General features: G+C 50.6%; 7 protein-coding genes. All 7 read left to right on the forward strand.

Going from position 1 to position 8,928, the window contains the following annotated elements; all coding sequences use genetic code 11:
* Nucleotides 1-137 (forward strand): 30S ribosomal protein S18 (gene rpsR, locus ON064_RS15290; RefSeq protein WP_274625460.1); only part of this gene is annotated, 137 nt, incomplete at its 5' end.
* Nucleotides 138-1,290: 1,153 nt separating this feature from the next.
* The gene (locus ON064_RS15295; protein WP_274625456.1) at nucleotides 1,291-2,259 is read left to right on the forward strand and encodes a YybS family protein; all 969 of its coding nucleotides are present in this window, start codon (nucleotides 1,291-1,293) and stop codon (nucleotides 2,257-2,259) included.
* A gap of 14 nt (nucleotides 2,260-2,273) precedes the next feature.
* Nucleotides 2,274-4,250: a DHH family phosphoesterase gene (locus tag ON064_RS15300; RefSeq protein WP_274625457.1), complete on the forward strand. Its 1,977-nt coding sequence runs from the start codon at nucleotides 2,274-2,276 to the stop codon at nucleotides 4,248-4,250.
* Entirely contained in the window at nucleotides 4,247-4,696 is a 450-nt protein-coding gene (rplI, locus tag ON064_RS15305; RefSeq protein ID WP_068459461.1) for a 50S ribosomal protein L9, read from the forward strand. Before ON064_RS15300 ends, rplI begins: the two co-directional genes overlap by 4 nt.
* Nucleotides 4,697-4,707: 11 nt before the next feature.
* The gene (gene dnaB, locus ON064_RS15310) at nucleotides 4,708-6,063 is read left to right on the forward strand and encodes a replicative DNA helicase (RefSeq protein WP_121299386.1); all 1,356 of its coding nucleotides are present in this window, start codon (nucleotides 4,708-4,710) and stop codon (nucleotides 6,061-6,063) included.
* A 144-nt stretch (nucleotides 6,064-6,207) separates the two neighbouring features.
* Nucleotides 6,208-7,494, forward strand: a complete 1,287-nt coding sequence (locus ON064_RS15315) for an adenylosuccinate synthase (RefSeq protein WP_274625458.1) — start codon at nucleotides 6,208-6,210, stop codon at nucleotides 7,492-7,494.
* A 354-nt stretch (nucleotides 7,495-7,848) separates the two neighbouring features.
* On the forward strand, nucleotides 7,849-8,712 hold the full coding sequence (locus ON064_RS15320; RefSeq protein ID WP_274625459.1) for a M23 family metallopeptidase: 864 nt from the start codon (nucleotides 7,849-7,851) through the stop codon (nucleotides 8,710-8,712).
* The last annotated feature ends 216 nt before the right edge of the window (nucleotides 8,713-8,928 follow it).

Below are 8,928 nucleotides of genomic sequence, written 5' to 3' on the forward strand. Positions count from 1 at the left end.
AATTCATTTCTGAGCGAGGCAAAATTTTGCCACGTCGTGTTACGGGCACAAGCGCTAAATGGCAACGTCGTTTGACAATTGCAGTTAAACGCGCTCGTATCATGGCACTTCTACCGTTCGTAGCGGAAGAAAAATAAGATTGTTCAAAGAGGCCGGGAAACCGGCCTCTTTTTTATATGCTTTGGGAAGTTGGATGGATAGGAAAAGTTAAGATTACACCGTAAAGGTTGTAACTGGAAGGAGGGCGAATGGAGAAAGAAGTGAGAGGAAAAGCTTACGCTTTTCGACTGCGTTGCAGGGGCACGCTTTCCGGAGGGCTCGCATTGAGCCGCTTCGTCGCTACGCTCCTGCAGGGTCTCAATTGTCTCGCTAATCCTCCCGGAGTCGGCCCCTTCCACTCCGTCTCTAGTTTTAGAGGAGAAGAAATTTTCTTCTGTTCACTCGATAGAAAATGAGGAAATGCTTCATGTTTTATAGCTCAAGTTATTTATGGTCTAGAGAGGCTAGTTAGTTCCGATCCACTAACAAAATTTTTGACTGAAGCATCAACGTACCGTGCCAGACGCTGAATCTCAGGAAGCGATTCCCCCGCTAGCCGGCAACTACCTAAAAAAAGCAGAGCTATTTAAACACACTCCAATCAATGAAATTACTAAGCCGCCCAGCGCCAAGGGTGAGCCGATGCCGTAAGACAAGCGTTCTTCCTGGCTTATGGCAAGAGGCCAACCCAAAGCAGGGTGGCGAATAACGAGATGAAGTATGAATAGCATGCTGAAGCACTTCAACACCTAAACTCCCACTAGCTGCTTCAAACATATCGCGGGAAGTGATTTCCCCGCTAGCCGGCAACACGTATAGAAGCAGGTCAGATTAAACGCATTCCGATCAATGAAATCTTCAAGCCCCCGAGCGCCAAGGGTGAGCCGAAGCAGTAAGACAAGTGTTCTTCTTGGCTTATGACAAGAGGCCAACCCAAAGCCGGGCGGCGAATAACAAAACGAAGCATAAATAGAACACTAAAACTGTTCGACAAGCAAATTCCCGCCATCTACTTCGCAAAACCACCCAATCACTCAAACCGTGCCACTAGATGTCCATACTTTATTTTCCATTCACTATTTCCATCTGCCATCAAATCAGCGATAATGATTTTCTATAGGCAGCTATTGAAACAAGCACACTTTTTCTTCTCAAAACGGGGAGCGGGGTGTACAGTGGGACAATCTCCCTTTTTTGTTCGGGAGATTGAATCATGGTACAATTATACGGATGAAATAAACCCGAAAGAAGATGAAAAACGCAGATATGCCTAACCAAAAGACACGTCAGTTGACGAATGGAGCCATGATGACGGCACTGTTTGCCGTCTTATTGGCTATTTCTGTATATGTACCGGTGCTGAGTTTGATCAGTACCTTGTTTTTGGCATTACCGATTGCTTGGTATAGCGCCAAGTATCCGGTAAAGGCGTCGGCGCTGGTCGCAGCGGTCGGGGTCGTGTTAAGCTTTCTGATCGGCGGATTGCTGTCTTTGCCTTTGGCGTTGATCCACATTCCGCTGGGGCTCATGATTGGGCTGTCGATCCATTATAAAAAAAGCAAATTGTTCATGTTCATGGGTTCAAGTATCGTGCTATTGGTGTCATTGATGGTGCAGTACGTGGCGGCCATCGCCTTTTTAGGAATCAATTTCCTGGAGGAATTCATGGCAACCATGCGCACTTCGTATGAACAGGCGGGCACTTGGCTCGAGCGGCTTGGTTCGGAATCGACAGAAGAGTACGAGGAGCTCGTGGCGCAGTTCATGCTGACCTTCGAGACCTTGTTGCCGACGCTATTGATTTTGTCGGTATTTACAACGGTATGGGTGTTATTGTTGATTCTATTGCCGATTTTGAAACGGCTTGGTATCGAAGTGCCGAAATTCCCGCCGTTCCGCGAGATGCGCTTGCCGAAAAGCGTATTATGGTATTACTTGATCGTCATTTTGGTGTCCTTGCTGTCAGATTTCGAGCAAGGGACCATGGCGTATTTGATTTTCGCGAATGCCTCGATGCTGTTGCAGTTCCTGCTGTTTTTGCAGGGGGTATCGTTCTATCATTTCTATATCCACCAAGAGGGCTGGCCTCGCTGGGTGGTGGTCGTTGTGACGGTTCTTGCATTTCCTTTGCAGTCGTTTACGAGCATCATCGGGATTTTGGATCTCGGCTTTGACATCCGGGGCTGGATCAAGCGGGCGCACGAGTCTAAAGGAAAGTAAGGAGCTGAAGAGAAATGTCGGCTTTTTTCAGGAAACGTAATCTTAGATACCCATTACTGGCATTGCTGGCTCTTGGAATGGCCGCTGTCATCCTCATCTCCCTTTGGTCGGAATGGGGCGCGGGCATTTTCGCAATCCTCTACGGGGCGGCGATCACCTCGGCGTGGGTACTGGAGAAGCGCAACTATGAAGAGACTGAAAAGCATATCGAAACGCTGTCCTACCGGATGAAAAAAGTCGGCGAGGAAGCATTGCTCGAGATGCCGATCGGGATTCTGCTGGTCAATGAAAATCAGCAAATCGAATGGGCCAATCCCTATATCACCTCGGCACTCGATTACGAGACGCTGATCGGTGAATCGGTTTACAGCTTGACGGAAGAATTTAACCAATTGGTCAAATCTGCCGAATCGAATGAAATGGTCATGTCACTCGGCGGCCGTAAATACCGCGTCTACTACCGTGCAGATGACCGTTTGTTCTATTTGTTCGATATTACCGAGCAAGTGGAGATTGAAACTTTATATCATGCGGACCGGACCGTCATCGGCATCTTGTTCATCGATAATTACGATGAATTGTCGCAAGGGATGGACGATCAGGTGCGCAGTAATTTAAATAGCCTGGTGACGTCCTTGATCAATCGATGGGGGACCGACAACGGCATTTTCGTGAAACGGATTTCATCGGACCGCTTTATGGCGGTGTTCAATGAATCCATCTTGAAGCAATTGGAAGAAACCAAGTTCACCGTGCTTGACGACATCCGTGAAGTGACGGCGAAAGACAATATGGCGCTGACATTGAGCATCGGGGTCGGAGCGGGTTCCGCTTCCTTGATCGAACTGGGCGCCATGGCACAGTCGGGGCTCGATTTGGTGCTTGGGCGCGGCGGCGACCAAGTGGCGATTAAGCATCCGAGCGGCAAGGTCAAGTTCTACGGGGGCAAAACAAACCCGGTCGAAAAACGCACGAGGGTGCGCGCACGCGTCATTTCGCATGCGCTGCGCGATTTGATCCAGGAAAGCGACCAAGTCTTTGTCATGGGCCATAAAATGCCCGATATGGACTCGATTGGCGCCGCGGTCGGCGTTGCCAAAATGGCGGAAATGAACCGCGTCAAAGGCCGCATCGTTATCGATTTCGACGAATACGACCGCAGTGTCATGCGCTTGATGGAAGAGATTGAAAGCGATCCGGATTTGTTCGAGCGTTTCATTACCCCGGAAGAGGCATTATCGGAAATGACCGAGCATTCACTGCTAGTCGTGGTCGATACGCATAAACCGTCGATGGTCATCGATGAACGCCTGCTTCAGCGCATGGAGCGTGTCGTTTTGATCGACCATCACAGAAGAGGCGAGGAATTCATCACCAATACGATGCTTGTCTACATGGAGCCGTATGCCTCGTCTACAGCTGAGCTGGTGACCGAATTGATCGAATACCAGCCGAAACACGAAAAATTGACGATGCTCGAAGCGACAGCGATGCTCGCCGGGATCATCGTCGACACGAAAAGCTTTACGCTGCGCACCGGCGCAAGGACCTTTGAAGCGGCATCTTATTTGCGCTCGAACGGTGCCGATACTGTGCTCGTGCAGCGATTATTGAAAGAAGACCTCGATACGTACATCGAGCGGGCGAAAATCGTCCAGAGCGTGGAATTCGTCGGCGACGGCATAGCCATCGCAAAAGGCGAGCCAGGGCGTATCTATAGCCCCGTGCTGATCGCCCAGACGGCGGATATCCTGCTGACGATGAAAGACGTCAACGCGTCGTTCGTCATCGCAGAACGGACAGAAGGCGGCGTCGGCATCAGTGCCCGTTCGCTCGGCGAAGTCAACGTGCAGGTCGTGATGGAAAATCTCGGCGGCGGCGGCCATTTAACGAACGCGGCCACGCAAATGCCAGATGCAACCCTTGAAGAAGCGGTCGGGCAATTAAAGACCGTATTAACCGAAAATGATAGAGGAGGATCTGAAGAATGAAAGTAATTTTCTTGAAAGACGTAAAAAATGTAGGTAAAAAAGGCGATATCAAAAACGTAGCGGACGGCTACGCGAACAACTTCCTATTGAAAAACAACTTGGCTGTAGAAGCTGACCAGGCAGCGATGAGCAAACTCGCCGGCCAGCAGAAGAAGCAGGAAAAGGAAGTCGAGCAGGAATTGAATGAAGCGAAAGAGCTGAAAGAAAAACTTGAAGCTTTAACGATTGAACTGACAGCGAAATCCGGTGATGACGGGCGCTTGTTCGGCTCGATCACGACCAAGCAAATAGCGAAAGAACTTGAAAAGACCCATGGCCATAAAATCGACAAGCGCAAAATGGAGCTCGACGACGCCATTCGCGCGCTTGGCTATACGAATGTGCCGGTGAAATTGCATCACGATGTAACCGCGACATTGCGTGTGCACGTTACTGAAGAAGCGTAAGGGGAATAGATATGAACGAATCGATCGACCGCGTCCCGCCGCATAACCAGGAAGCCGAGCAATCCGTCATCGGGGCCATTTTCCTGGAGCCACAGGCACTTGTTTCCGTAGCGGAAATCGTCATGCCGGAAGATTTCTACCGCGTCGCCCATCAGAAGATTTTCCAGACGATGATCGATTTGACGGATCGCGGCAAAGCGGTGGACTTGGTCACGGTGACAGAAGAGCTATCGGTCAAGAAAGAACTGGAAGATGTCGGAGGCCTCTCGTATCTGACGGAGATCGCCAATGCGGTGCCGACAGCCGCAAACGTTGGGCATTACGCCCATATCGTGGAAGAGAAAGCCTTATTGCGCCGCCTCATCCGAGTGGCCACCACGATCGTCGAAGACGGCTTTACGCGCGAAGACGAAGTGGAGGCTTTGCTTGCCGAAGCGGAGAAGAAAATGATGGAAGTGTCGAGCCGCAAAAACGCGGGCGACTTTATCCACATCAAAGATGTCTTGGTGAAAACTTACGACAATATCGAGCTATTGCATACGCGTAAAGGCGATGTCACCGGCATTCCGACCGGTTTCCGCGATTTGGACAAAGTGACAGCGGGTTTCCAGCGCAACGATTTAATCATCGTTGCCGCCCGCCCGTCCGTTGGTAAGACAGCCTTCGCGCTCAACGTCGCGCAAAACGTTGCGACGAAGACCGAAGAAAATGTCGCGATCTTCAGTTTGGAGATGGGTGCAGAGCAGCTCGTCATGCGGATGCTCTGTGCAGAAGGCAATATCGACGCCCAAGTCATGCGGACAGGCGCGCTCCAAAATGAAGACTGGCGCAAGCTGACGATGGCGATGGGCAGTTTATCGAATGCCGGCATATTCATCGATGACACGCCGGGTATCCGCGTCAACGATATCCGTGCGAAATGCCGCCGTCTCAAGCAGGAATACGGCCTTGGCATGATCATGATCGATTATTTGCAGCTGATCCAAGGACCTGGCAAAGCCGGCGAAAACCGCCAGCAGGAAGTATCCGATATTTCCCGTTCATTGAAAGGGCTGGCCCGTGAACTCGAAGTCCCGGTCATCGCCTTGTCGCAGCTGTCCCGTGGGGTTGAGCAGCGGCAAGACAAACGGCCGATGATGTCCGATTTGCGTGAATCCGGATCGATTGAGCAAGATGCCGATATCGTATCGTTTTTATACCGTGAAGATTATTACGACAAAGAAACCGAAGACCAGAACATGATTGAAATCATCATCGCCAAGCAGCGGAACGGCCCGACCGGCACTGTTAAACTGGCGTTTGTGAAGGAATATAATAAGTTCGTCACCATCGATTGGGCTGACCATGAAGGCGGCGGCGATTTCTAGCACAACTATTAAACACGAACATTAAATGCAGACATGCATTTCGATGTTCGTGTTTTCTTTGATTTCATATTGACGCCATGGCGCTCTATTGGTACAATAAAGACTGTTTGAAACAGGGCGACAAGCCTAACGGAGGTGCGGACGATGACATCAGTCGTAGTAGTAGGAACGCAATGGGGAGACGAAGGAAAAGGGAAAATCACGGATTTTCTGTCGGAACACGCAGAAGTAATCGCGCGTTACCAAGGCGGGAACAACGCCGGCCACACAATCATTTTCGGCGGCGAAACGTATAAATTGCATTTGATTCCATCGGGGATTTTTTATAAAGATAAAACATCGGTTATCGGCAACGGCATGGTTGTCGACCCGAAAGCGCTTGTGCAAGAGCTGAAAGGCCTTCACGACCGCGGAGTGACGACGGAGAACTTGCGCATTTCAAACCGCGCACACGTCATTTTGCCTTACCACATCAAGCAAGACGAAGTGGAAGAAGCGCGCCGCGGCGCCAACAAGATCGGTACGACTGGAAAAGGCATCGGGCCTGCGTATATGGACAAAGCGGCACGTGTCGGGATCCGCATCGCAGATTTGCTGGACCACGTCGTGTTCGAAGAGAAATTGCGCATGAACTTGAAAGAGAAAAACCGCATGTTCGAGAAATTCTATGAAACAGAAGGCTTCACGGTCGAGGAGATTATGGAAGAGTATTATCAATACGGACAGGAAATCGCACAATATGTGACCGACACATCGAAAGTGCTGAACGATGCATTTGATGCCGGCCGCCGCGTATTGTTCGAAGGCGCACAAGGCGTCATGCTCGATATCGACCAAGGCACCTACCCGTTCGTCACGTCATCCAACCCGGTAGCGGGCGGCGTCACCATCGGCGCTGGAGTAGGCCCGACGAATATTTCACACGTCATCGGCGTCTGCAAAGCTTACACATCCCGTGTTGGCGACGGCCCGTTCCCGACTGAATTATTCGATGACATCGGTGACAAGATCCGCACAGTCGGCAAGGAATTCGGCACAACGACAGGCCGTCCGCGCCGCATTGGCTGGTTCGACAGCGTGGTCGTGCGCCATGCACGTCGTGTTAGCGGATTGACGGACCTTACTGTCAACTCGATCGACGTCTTGACGGGGCTTGATACAGTGAAAATCTGTACAGCTTACCGTTACCAAGGCGAATTGATCACGGAATACCCAGCGAACTTGCGCATGCTCGCAGACTGCGAACCGGTCTACGAAGAAATGCCAGGCTGGTCTGAAGATGTAACATCGTGCAAATCATTGGACGAATTGCCGGACAACGCTCGCCATTATTTGGAGCGTATCTCTCAATTGACCGGCGTCCAGATCTCGATCTTCTCTGTCGGGCCGGACCGCAACCAGACAAACATCGTCAAAAGCGTTTGGCGTTAAGCGAATACCCACAAGCCACTGCCTCTAATTAAGAGGGCGGTGGCTTTTTTGCGTTTGCTACAAATTCGCCATAAATGAAAAAGCCGTCTCGCACGCTTATATGTGGTTTATGACAATAAGGTCACAGGAAATGGCTGCGAAATGGAGAATAAAGGCGAAAATCATAAGTTTTTCGCCTTTATTTGCAGAATTAAAGAAAATAATGACAATAGATGGATAATACTGTCTGTTTCATAACGCTTCTGTAACAATGAGTTTATCGGGTGAGTCTTTGAAAACAGATGTGGTAGATTGGTTAAGTTAAAAAAACGGAAGACCCCTCTATGGGAGTACGAAAGGAGCCAGACCCGCAACATGAACGCGAAACACCAGAACGAAGAGAAGTTGAAACTGCGCAAATGGAAAATCGGAACCGCCCTCGTTTTAGCTGCCAGTGCATTCGGCGCCAATACGATTTTTGCCGAACCGAATGAGCCGCAAAACCTGGAGCCGGTTTATCATATATATCACAACACCAGTTACCTCGGAGCCGTCTCGGACGATGCGCCGATCGACGAATTAATTGATGAAAAACTAAAGACAGCCTCAAGCGACTACGACAATCTGCGCCTTGCGCCGAGTGAAGAATTGAACATCGTCACCGAACAAGCCGTGGCATCCAGCTCGAAAGACGATGACACGGTCATCAGCCAGCTGGACGAGCAATTAAAGGTTAAAGCGGAAGCCTTCGCACTGCAAGTCGACGGCGAACGCGTCGGCCGTTCCGAAACACGGGAGAAAATCCTCAAAGAGCCGGTCGACAAGATCGTCCTTGAAGGCGACAAGAAATTGCCGGGCATCGGCACAGGCGAATTCATGTGGCCTGCAGACGGCGGCTACGTGTCGAGCAAGAAAGGCCAGCGCTGGGGCCGTGCCCATAAAGGCATCGACATCGCGCGGCCGGATACGCTCGATATCGTCTCCGCAGACCATGGGACTGTGACAAAAGCAGGTAAAGCCGGGACATTCGGCAACCGCGTCGTCGTCGACCATAAGAACGGCTATGAGACGATCTATGCGCATCTCTCGTCGATTGACGTTAAAGTGGGGGACAAAGTATCCCCGCACACGAAACTCGGCGACATGGGGACGACAGGACGCTCTACAGGCATCCACCTGCATTTCGAGCTATCCTACGAAGGCCAAGACCGCGACCCTTTGGATTATGTGAAGGAATAAACTAGTAAGAAGCTGCCAGCGTACTGGGAGCTTTTTTTGTATTTCAAATGGATAATCTGTGGATGTGAACAGGAGTTTATGAAGTGAAAAAAAGTGAGTGGAAAAGCTTTCGTTTTTCGACTGCGTTGCAGGGGGCTGCTTGGGGCTCGCAGGATGCGAGTCATGCAGCTGATGCGACAGGACGTCGCGCTTTCAGCTGCCCGGGAATGGGGCGGG

Source organism: Planococcus sp. A6, assembly GCF_028823615.1.
Lineage (GTDB): Bacteria > Bacillota > Bacilli > Bacillales_A > Planococcaceae > Planococcus.

Excerpts from the sequence above, each read along its gene's own strand:
- ON064_RS15295 (WP_274625456.1), top strand. The coding sequence starts at position 1,291 with ATGAAAAACGCAGATATGCCTAACCAAAAGACACGTCAGTTGACGAAT.
- ON064_RS15300 (WP_274625457.1), top strand. The coding sequence starts at position 2,274 with ATGTCGGCTTTTTTCAGGAAACGTAATCTTAGATACCCATTACTGGCA.
- rplI (WP_068459461.1), top strand. The coding sequence starts at position 4,247 with ATGAAAGTAATTTTCTTGAAAGACGTAAAAAATGTAGGTAAAAAAGGC.
- dnaB (WP_121299386.1), top strand. The coding sequence starts at position 4,708 with ATGAACGAATCGATCGACCGCGTCCCGCCGCATAACCAGGAAGCCGAG.
- ON064_RS15315 (WP_274625458.1), top strand. The coding sequence starts at position 6,208 with ATGACATCAGTCGTAGTAGTAGGAACGCAATGGGGAGACGAAGGAAAA.
- ON064_RS15320 (WP_274625459.1), top strand. The coding sequence starts at position 7,849 with ATGAACGCGAAACACCAGAACGAAGAGAAGTTGAAACTGCGCAAATGG.